This is a genomic window from Sulfitobacter sp. S190 (genome assembly GCF_025141935.1).
Taxonomy (GTDB): Bacteria; Pseudomonadota; Alphaproteobacteria; order Rhodobacterales; family Rhodobacteraceae; genus Sulfitobacter.
The window spans coordinates 3,253,138-3,270,758 of the sequence record NZ_CP081120.1 but is presented as its reverse complement, the minus strand read 5'-3'; the positions used below and the strand labels follow the sequence as shown (position 1 = coordinate 3,270,758).

Below are 17,621 nucleotides of genomic sequence, written 5' to 3'. Positions count from 1 at the left end.
TGCGGATCAGCTTGTGGCGTGGCGGTAGCTGGCGGAATAGCTGCCGGTGACATGGTGTTCCAGCTGGCGTTCGATGTCGCCCAGCAGCGATGACGCGCCAAAGCGGAACAGGTCGGGCTGCAACCAGCGGTCGCCCAGCTCTTCCTTCATCAGCGCCAGATAGGTCACCGCGTCCTTCGCCTTGGAAATGCCGCCCGCGGGTTTGTAGCCCACGCGCAGGCCGGTGCGGTCGTGGTAATCGCGGATCGCGCGGATCATCACGAGGCTGACCGGAAGCGTCGCATTCACGCTTTCCTTGCCGGTGGACGTCTTGATGAAATCCGCCCCCGCCATCATGCACACAAGGCTGGCGCGGGCCACGTTGCGCAGGCTGCCCAATTCGCCGGTGGCCAGAATTGCCTTCACGTGCGCATCGCCGCAGGCTTCGCGCATCGCTTTCATCTCGTCATAGAGCGCCTGCCAGTTGCCCTCCAGCACGTGACGGCGGGAAATGACGATGTCTATCTCGTGGGCGCCGGCGGCCACGCTTTGTTCGATCTCGGCGATGCGAAGCGGGAAGGGCGACAGACCCGCCGGAAAGCCGGTGGAGACGGCGGCGACGGGAATTGACGTGCCGCGCAATGCCTCCACTGCGGCGGGGATCATTTCGTGGTAGACGCAGACCGCGCCGGTGGTGATCGGTGCCATGCCCAGCGCGTCGAGCGTGGCCGCGGCGATCGGCTGGCGGGCCTTGGCGCACAGGCGGGCCACACGGCGGTTAGTGTCGTCGCCCGACAGGGTTGTGAGGTCCATGCAGGTCACCGCCCGCAGGAGCCACGCGGCCTGATACTCTTTCTTGACGGACCGGCGGGCGGGCAGGCTCGCCGCGCGGCGTTCGATCGCGGAGGTGTTGGCCTGCGCCCCAAGCACCCAGTTGAGATCGAGCGGCATGCCGTCATTGCGCGGTTCGGTCACCTGCGGCAGATGCGATGCCTGCGGCGTCGCGGTGGATGTTGTTGTGTCGATGGACATGGGCAGCAGCACCTTTCCGGTCGGGGGTCACGTATCAGGGTCCGCAGGGAGTGTTACCCGTGCGAAGGCACAGGCAATAGCAAGAACGCGGCACGCCTTCAACTGCGCAAAACCTGCACAAACGCCCGCGCGGCCCTGCACATCGCGGCGTCATAACGGGATCAGCATGAATGACAGGGCAGGAGAACGGCGATGAAGATGTGTTTGATGCAGGGCGTGCCGCGCAGTGTGGTGCAGGATGGATGGTGGCTGTCGGGCGGGCCGCCCTCGCCGCCGCCAAGGGGCGGAGGTAGCCATGCCGCCGATGCGGGCGGGGCCCGTGGCGCGGTGCTTCTGGGGCTTTTGGTGTTGGGCGATCTGATGTTCTGGGGCGTGGTGCCGGGTCTGTCGCTGGCCGTGTTCCTGCTGGCGCTTGTGGGGGCCGCGCTCTGGATGACGTGGCCCCGCACGACGCCGCGCCGCCGTGCCACCGCCATGGCCATAGCGGCGATTGCGGTGCTGCCGCTGGTGGAGCTGGTGCAGGGGATTTCGGTCGTACTGGCTCTTGCGGGTGTGTCTGTGGCCCTGGTCAGTTTGCTGAACATCGCGCCCGCCATGTGGGCGCGGGCGGCGTTGCGCTTTTGGCCCTTGGGGATGATGCAGTCGGGCCGGGATATGGCCGGACCCTTGCGGGCGTCGCGCTCCCTTACACGGGGGGCCACGCTTGAAGGGCTGATTATGGGCTGGGTCTTACCGCTTGGGCTGGGGGGCGTTTTCATTGCACTGCTCGCGGTGGCCAATCCGGTGATCGACGCCGCGATTACCGCGCTGCCCAGGCTGGGGCCGGAAACGCCGTTGCGGATCATTCTGTGGCTGGTGCTGGCACCGATCTGCTGGACCGTAGTGCGGTTGGGCGCGATGGTCGAGCGGCTGCGCGCCGCCCCGCAAAAGGCAAGTCCGTTCATCGGGCCGGTGCGTCAGAATGTGCTGAACGCGCCCGCGATCCTGCGCGCATTGGTGGTTTTCAACGCGCTGTTTGCGGTGCAGACGGTCATGGATGCGGTGTATCTGTACGGCGGTGTCGGGCTGCCCGATGGCATCAGCTATGCCGCCTATGCGCAGCGCGGGGCCTATCCGCTCTTGGTGACGGCCCTGTTGGCGGGCGGGTTCGCGGTGGCAAGCAGGCCGTGGGCCGCGGCATCGCCGCTGTTGCGCGGAATGCTGGTGGTTTTCGTGGTCCAGAACGTGCTGCTGGTGATCAGCTCGCTCGTGCGGCTGGAGATGTATGTGGACATCTACGGGCTGACACGGCTGCGCATGTCGGCGGCGATCTGGATGGCGGTTGTCGCCACGGGGCTGGGGCTGACGGTGTGGCAGATCTGGGCCAACCGTGACACTGGCTGGCTGCTGGCGCGGTGCGGCTTGCTGGGTGTCGCGACGTTGTATTTGTGCGCTTTTGTCAGCTTTGATGCGGTGATTGCGCGGCACAATCTGACGGCGGATGTGGTGCCTGATCCGCGCTATCTGTGCCGTCTGGGCGAGGCGGCCACCCCCGTCATCGCCGCGCATGGCGCCGGTTTGACCTGCGGAATGAGGCACCAGTTTATTGCCGCGCCTCGCGATCTGCGCGAATGGGGCTTTCGCAATTTCCGCGCCCGCCATACCTTGGCGCGGGTACCCCGGGGAGCCCCTCAATGACGCCGACAATCCTGATCACCGACGATGATCCGCAAATCCGGTCCGTTCTGCGCATCGCGCTGACGCAGGCCGGTATGCGCGTCGAGGAGGCAGGCGACGGCGCGGAAGGGCTGCGCAAGGCGCAGACCGGACGGTTCGACCTGATCGTATTGGACATCGGGTTGCCGGAAATGGACGGTCTGGCCATGTGCCGCGCGCTGCGCAACGATCGGGACACACCGGTGTTGTTTCTGACGGCCCGCGAGGACGAGATCGACCGCGTACTGGGGTTCGAGCTGGGCGGGGATGATTATGTCACCAAGCCGTTTTCGCCGCGAGAGTTGATTGCCCGCATCCGCGCGATACTCAGACGGTCCGCGGGGCGCAGCGCGGCCCCTGCGGCGCAGCTGAAACACGGGCGGTTGCGGCTGACCCCGGAGCGGCACAGCTGCGAGATTGACGGGGTGTCCGTGGCACTGACCGCGCGGGAGATGACCATATTGCAGCAGTTGATGGGCCGCCCCGAACAGGTCATTGCGCGGCCCACCCTGACCGATGCGGTTTACGGCGCACATATACAGGTGTCGGACCGCACGCTCGACAGTCATTTGCGCAATCTGCGGGCCAAGCTGGCGGACGCGGGATGCGATAACGCCATCGAGACGGTGCACGGCGTTGGCATCCGGATGGGCGCATGCGGCGGGTAGGGTCGAAATGGCGTCCGCCGCTGGGGCTGGTGGTGGGCGGCACGCTGGCGGGGGTGTTCTGCCTGCCGCTTTTGGGGGTCGGGTATTTCAAGCTGGCGGGCAACCTGCTGAACGCGGCGGAAACCACCATGCTGATTTTTGCGCTGGCGTTGTTGTGTACGGCGATCCTGGGGTTTCTGCTGTGGCGGCTGGTGTTGCGGCCTGTCTATGCCCTGACCGCGCACGCCCGTGCGGTGCGGCGCGGGATGCGCGATGCGCCGGTGCCCGATCATTTCGGTACGCCGGAATTTCGTGAATTGGGCGAAGCGGTGGGCGATATGGCGGCGACCTTGCACAGCCGTGCCGACAGTCTTCAGGCCTATGCCGATCACGTGACCCACGAGCTGAAATCTCCGCTGACGGCGATCGCGGGGGCGGCGGAGCTGTTGCAGCACGACATGCCGCAGAACGACAGGGCGCAGTTGGCCGCGACGGTGGCCGAAGCGTCGGCGCGGATGGAGCGGTTGCTGGACGATCTGCGCGCCCACGCGCGGGCGGCCCAGCAGGCAGATCCCGCCGAAAGTGTGCTGGGCGAGGCGGCGCAGCGGGTGGTGCAGCCCGGTTTGGCCATCGATGTCAGGCAGGATGGCACGGTGCCGTTGCCTGCTGCCGATCTTCTGCTGGTGCTGACACAACTGGCGCAGAACGCAGTGGCCCATGGGGCGGATGCGATGACGGTGCAGTACGACGGAACCGTTTTGCGGATCAGCGACAACGGGCGCGGCATCGCCGAGGGCAACCGCAGCCGCGTGTTCGATCCGTTCTTCACCACGCGCCGAGACACCGGCGGCACGGGCATGGGTCTGAGCATTGTGCGCACGTTGCTGCTGGCGCGCGGGGGGCGGATTGCGCTGGCCGACACGGATGGCGGGGCGGCCTTCGAGATCCGGTTCTGAGCGCTAGCTGCCGCGATAGGTGGAATAGCCGAATGGCGACAGCAGCAGCGGCACGTGGTAATGCGCGTCCGCCTCCGAAATCCCGAAACGGATGGGAACGACATCGAGAAAGCGCGGGGTTTCGGGCGGGGTGCCGATGGCGTCGAGATAATCGCCCGCCGCAAATTCCAGTTCGTACACACCGGGCGCAAAACGATCGGCGGGCAGGATATGGCTGTCGGTGCGGCCATCGGCATTGGTGCGCATTTGGGCCAATTCGACGCGGTCCGCCCCGTCGATCCGGTAAAGCGTGATGTGCAGGTCCGCCGCGGGCACGCCGCGCGCCGTGTCGAGAACGTGGGTCGTCAGAAAACCTTCGGGCATGTGTATTCCTTTGTCGGGCTGGCGCGGCAGCGGGGGTCTGGCCCGCAGTTTGGCGTTCGATTCGTGCGGACTGCAACCGATTCGGGAAAATTTATCGAACCGATTCGTTTTTGCTTTGACCCGCGAATCACTCTCGGCCTATATCTGGATCACAACTCAAGAGATGCCACGTTTGCTGCCGCGGACGACGAGATAGGGTATCCGGGGTAGGGGGCGATATGAAACCGACAGCAGCAGTTTGCGCGGCCACGATGGCGCTTTTGCCCGCCTTCGGCTGGGCTGCCGACAGCTATGCGCAGGCGCAGGCGTCTTTCATATTCAACGGGGCGCGGATCACCATAGCGCCCGGAAATCCGCAGGCCGGCATGTATGCTGCGCGCTTTGCGGCCCTGCCGCCGGTGTGTGAGCCCGCCTGCCTGTCGACCGGCCCCGCCGCCAAGGATGTCGAGACCGTCGACGAAGCGGCCGTACTGGCGTTTCTGGTCGAAGTGGTCGGCCAGAACGACGGGTTGATGGTGGACGCACGGATGCCGCAGGGCCGTGCCGCGGGGTTCATTCCCGGTTCGGTCAGCTTGCCCCACGAGACAGTCGCTGCCGACAACCGCTACCGCGATGAGATCCTCAAGGCGCTGGGCGTACGGGTGTTCGAGGACCTCTACAACTTTTCCGATGCGCAGGCGCTGGTCGTATTCGATGCCGGGCCCACGCAGAACGATGCACAAAAGCTGATCGGCAACCTGCTTGCCGCAGGCTATCCGCCGCAGAAGATCCGCTATTACCGCGGTGGCATGCAAGTCTGGTCCGTTCTGGGCCTCACCATTCAGGAAGATATGTCGTGACGACCCGAAAACCCCGCATCACGTTCACCACCCAACAGCAGGCTGCACCGGCCACTGCGATGGCCGCGCCGGCGCGAGCGCCTGCCTATGTTGCGGCGGCGCCTGCGGCCCCGTCCGATGCCGGGGTTTCGGGGTTTGTCACGCGCAATGCGCTGCCGCTCGCGGTGGGCTGCATCTTTGTGCTGACGTTCGTGTTGGGGATCATGACGGCCGTTATTTTCATGGGCGGATCGGGGCAGACCGCAACCGCGCCTGCGCCTGTGACCTATGCCAAGGGGCTGGACGACACGGTGACCCGTGCGGTGGCGCCCGCGCTGTCCGACATCAGCGGAGCAACGGCGCCTGCCGCAGAGAACCCGCTGGTCGCCGATCTGGCGGTCGCGGTGCTGGAAGGGCTGACCCCGCAGCCGACGGTGGGCAAGCTGACCGAAGACGAGCTGGCCCAGAAAGCGGCAGAGGCCAAGGCGATCGTGCAGAACAACAAGCTGCGCATGCTGCGTGAAGGTGTGCTGGCGGGTATTTATTCGGTCGAGGCGGTCAACGAGAACGGCCAGCGGCGGATCAAGCTCAATACGGTCAACGCCGAAGTTACGGCGGAGCTGATGGCCGATATCATTCGAAAGGCATCCGACGAGGGGCGCATCGAAATTCCGGCCTCGCTCAGCACGTCGGAAGGCGGCATCGACATGGATACGATGATGTTCAATCTCGTGCAGACGTCGCTGGCCAATGACGGCACCGCAGAGGGCGCCGAGGCCGCGCGCGAAATGTCCCGCCGCGCCTTCGCTGCCTCCAACGCCAAGACGACCGATGTGGCAGGCGCGCGCGTCTATACCGTCGAAGCGGGCGACAGTCTCGCTTACATCTCACTGCAATTTTACGGCAAGCCCAGCGAATTCCAACGGATTTTCGAAGCGAACCGTGACACGCTACAATCGCCCGACAAGCTCCAGATAGGCCAGCGGTTAAAGATACCCAGCTGATAATAAACAATAATAGACGTCTCAGTGACGGTCGGTCGAGCAGCGGGTCAGACAGCAATGTCTGGCCCGACTGTCATTTGGGGGCTTTCATTTTCCCGCCGGTCGCCGCAATGAATAAGCGACCCAATCGCGCGATCGCAAAGGACATAACCCATGCAACGCTATCCCCGAGATTTTCGCGGCCACGGACCCGACGCCCCCGATGCCGCATGGCCGGGCGGGGCGCGTGTGGCGGTGCAATTCGTGTTGAACTACGAAGAGGGCGGCGAGAACTGCCTGCTGCACGGCGATGCCGCATCCGAGGCGTTCCTGTCCGAAATCGTGGGGGCCGCGCCGTGGCCCGGCCAGCGCCATTGGAACATGGAAAGCATTTATGACTACGGGGCGCGGGCCGGTTTCTGGCGGTTGCACCGGTTGTTCACGGGGGCAGGGGTTCCGGTCACGGTTTATGGCGTGGCGTCGGCGCTGGCCCGCGCGCCCGAACAGGTCGAGGCGATGAAGGACGCAGGCTGGGAAATTGCCAGTCACGGATTGAAGTGGATCGATTACCGCGATCACGACGCGGACGCCGAACAGGCCGACATGGACGAAGCGATCCGCCTGCATACCGAAGTGGTAGGCACCCCGCCGCGCGGGTGGTACTGTGGGCGCACCAGTGCCAACACCGTCCGTTTGGCCGCGCAAACCGGCGTTTTTGATTACATCTCGGACACCTACGATGACGATCTGCCCTATTGGAGCAATATCGCCCAGACCGACCAGCTGATCATTCCGTACACGCTGGATTGCAATGACATGCGGTTCGCGACACCGCAGGGGTTCAATTCGGGCGACCAGTTCTTTGCCTATCTGCGCGATACCTTCGACACGCTTTATGCCGAAGGGGCGGCAGGACAGGCCAAGATGATGTCGGTCGGGTTGCATTGCCGGTTGGTTGGGCGTCCGGGGCGGATACAGGCGCTGGCGCGGTTCATCGACTATATCAAGGGGTTCGAAGGTGTCTGGACGCCGCGGCGTATAGAGATTGCCGATCACTGGCGCACGACCCACCCGCCACAGGCCCGCGGACCGCGGCCAAGCCTGATGGACCGCGACGAGTTCATCGCTGCCTTCGGCGGGGTGTTCGAGCATTCCGCATGGATCGCGGAGCGGGCGTTCGATCTGGAGTTGGGCCCCGCGCATGACAGCCCTGCGGGGCTGCACAACGCGCTGGCCCGCATGTTCCGCTCGGCGAGCAGGGAAGAGCGTCTGGGCGTGCTGACGGCGCACCCCGATCTGGCAGGCAAGCTGGCCGCAGCCAAGAGGCTCACCGCAGACAGCACCGCGGAGCAGGCAAGCGCGGGGTTGGATGCGCTGACCGATGCGGAACGTGCGCGGTTCTCGCAGCTGAACACCGACTATGTGGCCAAACACGGTTTTCCCTTCATCATCGCGGTCAAGGACCACGGCAAGGACGGTATTCTGCGCCAGTTCGAGACCCGCATCGCCAATGATACCGATGCCGAATTTGCCACGGCCTGCGCCCAGGTCGAACGGATCGCCCGCCTGAGACTGGAACAGATGCTATGACCCGCTACGCTTTTCCGCCCGGTGGTCTGCCTGCACAGGATGTCGATCCTGCGAGTGCTGCGATTTTCACCGAAGCCTACGCCGTGCTGCCGGCAAGTACCCAGCGCGATATCGTGACGTCGTTCCTGCCCGGATGGCAGGGCATGCGGATGTGGGTTCTCGCGCGGCCCCTGTCGGGTTTTGCGGAAACCTTCAGCCAGTATGCGGTGGAGTTGCAGCCCGCGGGGGGCAGCAACGCGCCCGATGCCGATCGCGACGCGCAAAGCGTCATTTTTGTCACCCACGGGACGTTGCAGTTGAAGATCGGCGCGGATCTTCATGCGCTCGAGCCGGGCAGCTATGCCTATCTGCCGGCAGGGTCGAAATGGACGATCTTCAACACCGCCGATGTGGTCGCGGGCTTTCACTGGATCCGCAAACGGTGGGTCGGCGCGGACGGGCTGACGCCCCCGCCTCCGATGGTCACGCATGACCGCGACGTGCGCCCCGTGCCGATGCCCGAAACCGGCGGGGCATGGGCGACGCAACGGTTTGCCGACCCGCTTGACCTGCGCCACGACATGCATGTCAACATCGTGACCTTCCAGCCCGGCGGCCGCATTCCCTTTGCCGAAACGCATGTGATGGAACACGGGCTCTATGTGCTGCAGGGAACGGCGGAGTATCTGCTGAACCGCGATTGGGTGTCCGTGGAGCCGGGCGATTTCATGTGGCTGCGCGCCTTTTGCCCGCAGGCCTGTATCGCAACGGGAGACGAGCCGTTCCGCTATCTGCTGTATAAGGACGTGAACCGTCACATGCCGCTATGACCCGCGAGATCGCGATCCAGCCCCTGAGCGCAGAAGCATTTGCGCCCTTTGGCGATGTGCTGGACGCTGCGGGAGAACCGGACAGGATGATCAATGCGGGCCTGTGCGGGCGGCATCACGACCGCGCGCGGCTTGATTTCGGTGAGGGCGGTCGGGCGGGGATCTCGGTCTTCAACGCGCAGGCCCGCACCTTGCCCTATACCTTCGATCTGCTGGAACGCCATCCCGAGGGCAGCCAGGCTTTCGTGCCGATGACGGCCAATCCATTTCTGGTGATCGTGGCGCCGGACGAGGGGGGCGTGCCGGGCAGACCGCGGGCGTTTCGTACCGGACCGCATCAGGGCATCAACCTGCACTGCGGGGTATGGCACGGCGTTCTGACCCCGCTGGCGGCGCCCGGAATATTCGCAGTTGTCGACCGCATCGGGGAAACACCAAATCTGGAAGAGTTTTTCCTTGATCGGGCATATATTGTAGTCCCATAGTCCGCAAAGCCGCCGTCAGAGCGGATCAAAACGACTTCAGGGACAATGAAATGACAGATATGACTGGCGCGAACGATTTTCGCGATCCGAACGACACACCGCCGCTTGCACAGGCCGTGCCCCTCGGGCTGCAGCACGTATTGGCGATGTTTGCCTCCAACGTGACCCCGTCGATCATCGTGGCAGGTGCTGCGGGGCTTGCCTTCGGGGGCCCCGAACAGGTGTACCTGATCCAGATGGCAATGCTGTTTGCCGGTGTGGCGACCCTGTTCCAGACGGTGGGCGTGGGGCCGATCGGGGCAAGATTGCCGATCATGCAAGGCACCAGCTTTGCTTTTGTGGGCGTCTTGGCGGGCATCGCCGCGACCCAGGGCCTCAACGTCGCCCTCAGCGCCTGCATCGTGGCGGGGGTCATCCACTTCTTTCTCGGCGCGGTGATACAGCATCTGCGCTGGTTGTTCCCGCCACTTGTGACCGGTCTGGTGATCCTCGCGATCGGCCTGTACCTCATCCCCGTTGCGATCAAATACGCCGCAGGTGGCGCGGCATCGTTCCAGATGGAAGCCGAAAGCTTCGGGTCGCTCATGCATTGGTCGGTGGCGCTGTCGGTTGTGATCGTGGCGCTGGTCCTCAAGTTCTTTACCAAGGGCACGCTCAGCAACGCGGCAATCCTCGTGGGGTTGATCGTGGGGTATCTGCTGGCGCTGGCCTTCGGCATGGTGAACTTCGGCGCCGTGGACAATGCGTCATGGATCACGTCGATCCAGCCGTTGCCCTACGGATTTGAATTCTCGCTCGGCGCGGTGGTCGCAGTGACACTGGTCTCGATCGTTTCGGCCATCGAGACAGTCGGCGATACATCCGCCACAACCAAGGCAGGCGCAAACCGCGAAGCAACGGATGCGGAAATCGCGGGCGCGACATACGCGGATGGTCTGGGCACGGCCGTGGCCGGCGTTTTCGGCGGCCTGCCCAACACATCGTTCAGCCAGAATGTCGGCATCGTCGGCATGACCGGCATCATGAGCCGCCACGTGGTCACAATCGGTGCGCTGGTTCTGATCCTGTGCGGTTTGGTGCCAAAAATCGGCGCCCTCATCGCTTCCATGCCCCTGCCTGTGCTGGGCGGCGGCGTGATCGTGATGTTCGGCATGGTTGCCGCGGCGGGGCTCAACGTGCTGACCGAAGTGAAGATGAACCGCCGCAACATGGTGATCATCGCGGTCTCGCTCGCTGCAGGACTTGGCCTGAACCTTGTGCCGACCGCCGTGCAATACCTGCCGGGGGTGGTCAAAACGCTGGCGACATCTGCGGTGGCCCCCACGGCGCTTGTGGCGATCGTGCTGAACCTCGTCCTGCCTGACGAAATCTGATCCTCACGCGCGGCGGCCACACCCGGTCGCCGCGCGGTTATGCGCGCAGATGCCGCCACGTGCGACCTTGCGTTCGGCCACTGCGCAAGGCTTCATCTTGCCCATAAACTCACATCCGCCGGTCACCCCGGACGCCACATCTCTCAGGAGCCCGAATGTACGATCTTGCCGCCCTCTCTTCCTGGCTCGAATTCGCAGTGCGCTGGGTGCATGTCATCACGGCCATCGCTTGGATCGGCAGCTCGTTCTACTTCATCGCGCTTGATCTGGGGTTGCACCGTGACCGCAACCTTGCGTCCGGTGCGGATGGCGAGGAATGGCAGGTGCACGGGGGGGGCTTCTACCACGTGCAGAAATACCTCGTTGCCCCGGACCAGATGCCCGGTGATCTGGTGTGGTTCAAATGGGAAAGCTATTCGACCTGGCTTTCGGGCTTTGCCATGCTCATCCTGGTGTATTACCTCGGCGCGGAATTCTATCTGGTCGATCCTGCGGTCGCCGATCTGAAGGTCTGGCAGGCTGTCGCCATCTCACTCGCCTCGCTGGGCTTTGGCTGGGTCGCGTATGATCTCATCTGCAAAAGCCGCTTCGGCGATGACAACACACGCCTGATGATCCTTCTGTATGTGATCCTTGTGGCGATGGCCTACTTCTACACTTCCGTCTTTTCGGGGCGCGCGGCACTTCTGCATCTGGGGGCGTTTACCGCCACCATCATGAGCGCAAACGTCTTTTTCATCATCATGCCGAACCAGCGTATCGTGGTGGCGGACCTTCAGGCGGGGCGTACACCCGATGCCAAATACGGCAAGATCGCCAAGCAACGCAGCACCCACAACAACTATCTGACGCTGCCGGTGATCTTCCTGATGTTGTCCAATCACTATCCGTTGGCGTTTGCCTCCGAAATGAACTGGCTCATTGCGGCACTGGTGTTCCTGATGGGGGTCACCATCCGGCATTACTTTAACAGCATGCACGCGCGGGCGGGTCAGAAACACTGGACGTGGCTTGCCACCAGCCTGCTTTTCGTCGCGATTGTTTGGCTGTCGACCGCCCCGATGTTCCGCGCGGCCGAACCCGAAGAGGCGCGGGGCGCGGGCGTGCGTTTTGCACAGGCCGAAGGGTGGGAAGATGTGCACAACATTGTTCTGGGGCGCTGTTCGATGTGCCACGCGGCAGAACCGTCTTGGGACGGGCTGCTGTGGGCGCCGAAAGGCGTGCGTCTCGAGACGGAATACCAGATCGCGCAGGCGGCAACGCAGATCTATCTTCAGGCGGGGCTGACCTATGCCATGCCGCCCGCAAACCTGAGCTATATGCAGCCGGCGGAACGGGCAAAGATCGTCGCATGGTACCGCGACGCCACCGCGAATTAGCTGGGGATAAGCGCTCTGCGCGGCTAGCGGAATCACTGCGACCCATGCTAGGTATTGCGCTATGGCACAGACAAACCGCAATATAGAGGCTTCACAGCCCGTCATCCGGCAGTTGGACGAAGCGGCGATCAACCGTATCGCGGCCGGTGAGGTTGTCGAGCGTCCTGCCTCTGCGGTCAAGGAACTGGTCGAGAACGCGATCGATGCAGGGGCGCGCCGGATCACGGTGGAGTACGCCGACGGCGGCAAGACGCTGATCCGCGTGACGGACGACGGCTGCGGCATCGCGGGTGAGGATCTGCCCTTGGCGCTGTCGCGCCACGCGACGTCCAAGATTGACGGCACCGATCTGTTGAACATTCATTCCTTCGGTTTCCGTGGCGAGGCGCTGCCATCGCTCGGGGCCGTCGGCCGGTTGAGCATCACGAGCCGTGCAGGCGGCCACGACGGTGCGGAAATCAACGTGTCAGGCGGCACGGCGCAGCCCGTCCGGCCCGCGGCGCTGAACGGTGGTACGGTCGTCACCCTGCGCGATCTGTTTTATGCCACGCCCGCGCGGCTGAAATTCCTGCGCACCGACCGCGCCGAATCGCAGGCGATCGGGGATGTCATCAAGCGTCTGGCCATGGCCGAGCCGTTCGTGCGTTTCGTGTTGCGCGACGTGTCGGGTGACGGTGGCGGCCGCGAGGTGTTTCGCGTCGAGGCCGAACAGGGGGATCTGTTCGATGCGCTGCACGGCCGGTTGCGGCAGGTTCTGGGCCGCGACTTTGCCGAGAATGCCCTGCCTATCGATGCCGAGCGTGAAGGGTTCCACCTGTCGGGCTTTGCCGCACTGCCGACCTATTCGCGCGGATCGGCCGTTGCGCAGTATCTTTTCGTGAATGGCCGTCCGGTGAAGGACAAGATGCTGACCGGGGCCCTGCGCGGTGCCTATTTCGATTTTCTGAGCCGTGACCGCCATCCGGCGGCGGCCCTGTTCGTAGATTGCGACCCGACATTGGTGGACGTGAATGTCCACCCTGCGAAATCCGAAGTGCGGTTCCGCGATCCAGGGCTCGTGCGGGGACTGATCGTGTCGGCGTTGCGCCACGGATTGGCCGAAGCAGGGCACCGCGCGTCGACCACCGTGGCCAATGCCACGCTGGGCGCGATGCGGGCGGAGCCCGCCGGAGAGGCGCGCATCTACCAGATGGACCGTGCCGGTTTTGCGCCTCGGCCCGTGCCACCGGTGGCAGAGCCGCAACAAGGTGCCGGTTTCGCCGAAACGCGCGGGATGTGGGGGCGCGTGGAAACCCCCGCGCCGCCATCCCCGGAGCACAGCGCAGCACCCGAACCGCAGGACTTCCCGCTGGGGACCGCGCGGGGGCAGGTGCACGAAAATTATATCATCGCGCAGACCGCAACGGGCATGGTCATTGTGGACCAGCATGCCGCGCACGAACGGCTGGTGTACGAAAAGCTGAAAAAACAGATGGCGCAGAACGGCGTCGCGGCGCAGGCGTTGCTGATCCCCGAAATCATCGAGCTGTCCGCCCATGATCGTGCGGCGCTCTTGGCCGTGGCCGATGATTTGGCCCGCTTTGGTCTGACGGTGGAGCCGTTTGGCGGCGATGCCGTCGCCGTGCGTGAAACGCCCGCTATTCTGGGCGAGGTCAACGCAGAGGCGCTGATCCGTGACATTCTGGACGAGCTGGAGGGCGAGGGCGAGAGCCTGCTGGTGCAAGCGCGGATCGAGGCGATCCTGAGCCGCGTTGCCTGCCACGGATCGATCCGGTCGGGCCGCTGGATGCGGGGCGAGGAGATGAACGCCTTGTTGCGTGAAATGGAAGCGACCCCCCATTCAGGCCAGTGCAACCACGGGCGGCCCACTTATGTCGAGCTGAAGCTGGCCGACATCGAGCGGTTGTTCGGCCGCACATGAGCGCCCTCGACAGCCTGAACCCCGAGCAGATCCTGTGGATTGCGGGCGGTGTTCTGGTGTTGATCGTGTTGCTGCTGGTGGCGCTTTTGCTGCGGCCCGCGCGGTTGCCATCGGCGGTGGTGGCGCAGCTGGGCCATCTTGGTGCGGGCCAGCAGCAGCTGCGCGGCGGATTGCAGACCGTGTCCGAGACGCAGGCCAGTACCCAGAACCAACTGATGCAGACGATGGAGATCCGGCTGAACACCGTGCAGCTGGAAATGCAGCAGAGGCTGGCGGAGATGCAGGAGCGGCTGAACACCAGTTTGCACGGCAACGCCCAGCGCACCACGACGAGCCTGACGCAGCTTCAGGAGCGGTTGAAAGCGATCGACAAGGCGCAGGACAACATCACCAAACTGTCGGGCGATGTTTTGTCCCTGCAAGACATCTTGAGCAACAAGCAGACGCGGGGCGCATTCGGCGAGATACAGCTGCGCGATATTGTGTCCAAGGCGCTGCCGACTGACAGCTATGCAATGCAGCAGACCCTGTCGAACGGGCGGCGCGCCGATTGTTTGATCCACCTGCCAAACCCGCCCGGCCCGATCGTGATCGACAGTAAATTCCCGCTTGAGGCCTACGAGGCGCTGCACCGCGCCGATACCGACTGGGCGCTGAAATCGGCGGTGGCCAACATGCGCACATCGGTCCGCAAGCACATCCGCGATATCGCCGACAAATACATCATCGAGGGGGAAACGGCGGACGGTGCGTTGATGTTCCTGCCCTCCGAGGCGGTCTATGCCGAGCTGCATGCCAATTTCCCCGAACTGGTACGCGAAGGGTTCGACCGTCGAGTCTGGATCGTGTCGCCGACCACCTGCATGGCCACGCTCAATACCATGCGAGCGATTCTCAAGGATGCGCGAATGCGCGCGCAGGCGGGCGAGATCAGAAAAACGCTGGCGATGCTGCACCGCGATGTGGAACTTGTCGTGGAGCGGGTGGGCAAGCTGGACACGCATTTCCGGCAGGCCCGCAGCGATCTGGAAGGCATCGGCACAGCGGCAGAGCGCGCGGGAAAGCGGGCCGCCCGATTGGATAATTTCGATTTCGAAGAAGTCGATGTGGATGACAATGCCGCGCCCTTGCCACTGGGCGCGACGGCAAGGACGGTTCCGGAATGACGACACCCGATATCAACGCGCTGTCGCTTGACGCGATCAGGGCCAACACCGCGGCCATCGCCGGGCAGGTGGTGCGCACACCGACGTATACGCTTGGCTCTGCGTTGATGACGCGGTTGTTGGGTGGGGGCGAGGTGGTTCTGAAGCTGGAATCGTTGCAGCATACCGGCACCTTCAAAGCCCGCGGCGCGCTGTCGGTGGCGCGCAATCTGACGCCGGACCAGCGGGCGCAGGGCATCACGGCGGCAAGCGCGGGAAACCACGCGATTGCGGCGGCCTGGGCCGCGCGGCAGGTTGGCGCATCGGCGAAAGTGGTGATCCAGTCGAACGCAAATCCGTTTCGCGTCGCCATGGCGCGCGCCGAAGGGGCCGAGGTCGTCATGAAGGCGCCGGGGGCGGAAACATTTGCCGAGGCCGAGCGTCTGGTGCGCGAGGAGGACAGGTTTTTCATCCATCCCTTTGAAGGGCCGCGCACGTCGCTGGGTACCGCGGGCGTCGGTCTGGAAATGCTGGAGGACGCCGGACATCTGGATGCGGTTGTCGTGTCGATCGGTGGGGGCGGTCTGATCAGCGGGATTGCGGCGGCAGTCAAACAGATCAATCCGAACTGCGCGGTCTACGGGGTGGAGCCCGAAGGCGCGGCGTCGATGTCGCAATCGCTGGCCGCGGGAACGCCGCTGCAGCTCGACCGGGTGGATACGGTCGCCGACAGTCTGGGCGCGCCGATGTCGCTGCCGTTCAGCCACGCGCTGTGTGCCACGTATCTGGACGATATCGTGTTGCTCGATGATGACGCGATCTGTGCGGGAATGGTGGCCTTCCAGCAGGAAGCGAAGCTGGCCGTGGAACCTGCAGCCGGTGCCGCGTTGGCCGCCGTTATGGGGCCGTTGCGACACCGCCTGCAGGGGCTACGGGTCGGGGTGGTCGTCTGTGGCGCCAATATAGACGCCGAAACCTATCTGAAGCTGATGCACCGGGGTCTTCCGGCGCTTGAGCCCCTGACAGGCGACTGATCAGATACGTGCGAATTTCTGCCAGATGCGCGGGATCACCCCGTCGAACCGCAACGGCGCATCGGTAACGGCGAGACAGACGCAATCTTCGTGGATGTCGGCAACGGGGATGTGCTGCACATCGGCGTCCGCGATTTCAACGTCACCGCGGCCGAAGTAATCATCTTCGTCCACGAACGCGCCTTGCAGAACCAGCGTCATTTCCTTGCCGTTGTGTCCGTGGTCGGGCATCGCGGCACCGGCCGGAATAAAGAGCAACCGTGCTGTCGCGGTCTTGGAGGTTTTTAGGATCGCCTGTTTCACCCCCATCCCGACGGTCCGCCAGCGAATGCTGTCCAGATCGCCGCCCACGTAGTCCTGCAGCGGCGCGGGCAGGGCGGAGGCGACGCGCGGGGCAGAAGCCGGTGCCGGCAAGGGCGCGTCATCGAGGCCGGCAAGCACCTTGTCAAAGCTGCCCGCGGTCATGGCGGCCGCATCCGTATCGCCCATCATCGCACCACCGATGGCGTCAAAGGACGCCGCCGCGGCACGGCAGTCGTCGCACATGGAGATATGGGCAGCCACAAGCAGGTTGAACGCTTCGGGCAGGTTGCCCGTCGCGTAGCCAAGCAAGGTGGCATCGTCGAGATGGTGTTTGATCTTTCTGTCGGTCATGTTTCGGGTCACTTCATGGAGTGGCGCAAGCGGTCCAGCGCCAGACGTATACGGGATTTGATCGTGCCAAGTGGCAGACCGGTGATATGCGCGATCTCGGATTGGGTGAGATCGCCGAAATAGGCTTGTTCGATCAGGTCGCGCTGCGGCTTGGGCAAGGCGGCGATGGCGTCCACGAGACGCGCGCTTTCCTGCTGCATTTCCACAACGACGGATTGTTCGGGTTCGGGTTCTGGTCCCCAGGTCAGTTCTTCGGGCTCGGGTCTACGTTCGCGGCGCGAAATGTCGATGCGCCGGTTGCGCGCAATGGTGAATATCCATGTGGAGACCGATGCCCGCGCCGGATCGAACTGATCGGCCTTGCGCCAAAGTGTTGTCATCACGTCCTGCGCGCATTCCTCGGCGGTTGCGGCGTCTGATCCCGACTTTATCAGGAAGCCTTTGATGCGCGGCGCAAAGTGCTCGAACAGGGCCGCAAACGCCTTCCGGTCGCGCTGGTCACGTACCCTGACCATCTCATCGACCCACAACGCCCGTTTCTTTTTGTTGTCTTTAGAGCTGATCACGCCAGTTCGTTTCTTGGTGTTACAGGGCCTCGCCTGAAACGACACCAATCGACGTTTGTCAAAAGGAGCGCTGGACGGTGAGGATTGATCAAAGGCTAACATGCAAAAGGTACGCTGCAAGGCCCCGACTGGATCAAAAAAGAATTATGGAATTCATTTACATCCAAAGCCGCTTCTGAGCCGTATAGCTGA

General features: G+C 63.9%; 17 protein-coding genes. 13 read left to right on the top strand and 4 right to left on the bottom strand.

Translation table 11 applies throughout. From position 1 onward, the window contains the following. Positions 1-6: 6 nt before the first annotated feature. Positions 7-1,011 (bottom strand): deoxyribose-phosphate aldolase, encoded by a 1,005-nt coding sequence (gene deoC / locus K3756_RS16235; RefSeq protein WP_259989194.1) that lies wholly within the window; start codon positions 1,009-1,011, stop codon positions 7-9. Positions 1,012-1,203: 192 nt separating this feature from the next. Between deoC and K3756_RS16230 the strand changes: the two genes are divergently transcribed. Genes K3756_RS16230 through K3756_RS16220 form a run of 3 tightly spaced genes read left to right on the top strand, consistent with a single transcriptional unit; the run spans position 1,204 to position 4,309 of the window. After that, a complete protein-coding gene (locus tag K3756_RS16230; RefSeq protein ID WP_259989192.1) occupies positions 1,204-2,688 on the top strand; it encodes a DUF4173 domain-containing protein in 1,485 nt (494 codons plus the stop codon). Continuing rightward, entirely contained in the window at positions 2,685-3,374 is a 690-nt protein-coding gene (locus tag K3756_RS16225; RefSeq protein ID WP_259989190.1) for a response regulator transcription factor, read from the top strand. The genes K3756_RS16230 and K3756_RS16225 overlap by 4 nt, the downstream gene beginning before the upstream one ends. Continuing rightward, on the top strand, positions 3,362-4,309 hold the full coding sequence (locus tag K3756_RS16220) for an ATP-binding protein (protein ID WP_259989188.1): 948 nt from the start codon (positions 3,362-3,364) through the stop codon (positions 4,307-4,309). Before K3756_RS16225 ends, K3756_RS16220 begins: the two co-directional genes overlap by 13 nt. 3 nt (positions 4,310-4,312) lie before the next feature. Here the strand turns inward: K3756_RS16220 and uraH are convergent, their stop codons facing one another. Then, positions 4,313-4,672 (bottom strand): hydroxyisourate hydrolase, encoded by a 360-nt coding sequence (uraH, locus tag K3756_RS16215; protein WP_259989186.1) that lies wholly within the window; start codon positions 4,670-4,672, stop codon positions 4,313-4,315. A 218-nt stretch (positions 4,673-4,890) separates the two neighbouring features. Between uraH and K3756_RS16210 the strand changes: the two genes are divergently transcribed. From K3756_RS16210 to K3756_RS16165, 10 genes are all read left to right on the top strand, one after another. Continuing rightward, positions 4,891-5,511: a rhodanese-like domain-containing protein gene (locus K3756_RS16210; protein WP_259989184.1), complete on the top strand. Its 621-nt coding sequence runs from the start codon at positions 4,891-4,893 to the stop codon at positions 5,509-5,511. Beyond that, positions 5,508-6,494 carry a LysM peptidoglycan-binding domain-containing protein gene (locus K3756_RS16205; protein ID WP_259989182.1) on the top strand — a complete coding sequence of 329 codons (987 nt, stop codon included), beginning with the start codon at positions 5,508-5,510 and terminating at the stop codon, positions 6,492-6,494. Before K3756_RS16210 ends, K3756_RS16205 begins: the two co-directional genes overlap by 4 nt. Positions 6,495-6,647: 153 nt before the next feature. Beyond that, entirely contained in the window at positions 6,648-8,063 is a 1,416-nt protein-coding gene (gene puuE / locus K3756_RS16200) for an allantoinase PuuE (protein WP_259989180.1), read from the top strand. Next, a complete protein-coding gene (locus tag K3756_RS16195; protein WP_259989178.1) occupies positions 8,060-8,872 on the top strand; it encodes a bifunctional allantoicase/(S)-ureidoglycine aminohydrolase in 813 nt (270 codons plus the stop codon). The genes puuE and K3756_RS16195 overlap by 4 nt, the downstream gene beginning before the upstream one ends. Next, positions 8,869-9,357, top strand: a complete 489-nt coding sequence (locus K3756_RS16190) for an ureidoglycolate lyase (RefSeq protein WP_259989176.1) — start codon at positions 8,869-8,871, stop codon at positions 9,355-9,357. The genes K3756_RS16195 and K3756_RS16190 overlap by 4 nt, the downstream gene beginning before the upstream one ends. A gap of 50 nt (positions 9,358-9,407) precedes the next feature. Next, complete coding sequence (locus K3756_RS16185; protein ID WP_409202407.1) at positions 9,408-10,730, top strand: uracil-xanthine permease family protein; 1,323 nt, start codon at positions 9,408-9,410, stop codon at positions 10,728-10,730. Between the two features lie 155 nt (positions 10,731-10,885). Then, positions 10,886-12,109 carry a urate hydroxylase PuuD gene (locus K3756_RS16180; RefSeq protein ID WP_259989174.1) on the top strand — a complete coding sequence of 408 codons (1,224 nt, stop codon included), beginning with the start codon at positions 10,886-10,888 and terminating at the stop codon, positions 12,107-12,109. 61 nt (positions 12,110-12,170) lie between these two features. Then, entirely contained in the window at positions 12,171-14,030 is a 1,860-nt protein-coding gene (mutL, locus tag K3756_RS16175; RefSeq protein ID WP_259989172.1) for a DNA mismatch repair endonuclease MutL, read from the top strand. Further along, positions 14,027-15,196, top strand: coding sequence for a DNA recombination protein RmuC (locus K3756_RS16170; RefSeq protein ID WP_259989170.1), 1,170 nt, complete (start codon positions 14,027-14,029; stop codon positions 15,194-15,196). Before mutL ends, K3756_RS16170 begins: the two co-directional genes overlap by 4 nt. After that, a complete protein-coding gene (locus K3756_RS16165) occupies positions 15,193-16,209 on the top strand; it encodes a threonine/serine dehydratase (protein ID WP_259989168.1) in 1,017 nt (338 codons plus the stop codon). Before K3756_RS16170 ends, K3756_RS16165 begins: the two co-directional genes overlap by 4 nt. Here the strand turns inward: K3756_RS16165 and K3756_RS16160 are convergent, their stop codons facing one another. Both K3756_RS16160 and K3756_RS16155 read right to left on the bottom strand, forming a co-directional pair. Next, positions 16,210-16,863 (bottom strand): ChrR family anti-sigma-E factor, encoded by a 654-nt coding sequence (locus tag K3756_RS16160; protein ID WP_259989166.1) that lies wholly within the window; start codon positions 16,861-16,863, stop codon positions 16,210-16,212. An 8-nt stretch (positions 16,864-16,871) separates the two neighbouring features. After that, on the bottom strand, positions 16,872-17,378 hold the full coding sequence (locus K3756_RS16155; protein ID WP_259993586.1) for a sigma-70 family RNA polymerase sigma factor: 507 nt from the start codon (positions 17,376-17,378) through the stop codon (positions 16,872-16,874). Positions 17,379-17,621 lie beyond the last annotated feature (243 nt).